At 71.3% G+C, this 237-nt stretch carries 1 pseudogene; it reads right to left on the minus strand.

From position 1 onward, the window contains the following. Positions 1-237, minus strand: a pseudogene (locus AC0L17_RS34760) (hypothetical protein); the annotation flags it as partial.

A 237-nucleotide genomic window follows, 5' to 3' on the forward strand; every position in this document is an offset into this window, starting at 1 on the left:
CGGCGCTGAGATCGGAATGGGCCGCCTTCAGCGCGTCCGCCCAGGCTCCGTTGCTCTGCCCCGGCTGCCGCGGCATCTCCGCCTCGATCGCGGCCAGCCTCGCCTTGTCCTGGGCCGACACCGCCTGGAACGCCGCCCTCCTGGTGATCTCGCTCTTTGTGGCGCCGACGATTATGGCGGCATCCGCGGCGCTGAGATCGGAATGGGCCGCCTTCAGCGCGTCCGCCCAGGCTCCGT

Source organism: Mesorhizobium sp. WSM4829, assembly GCF_055811475.1.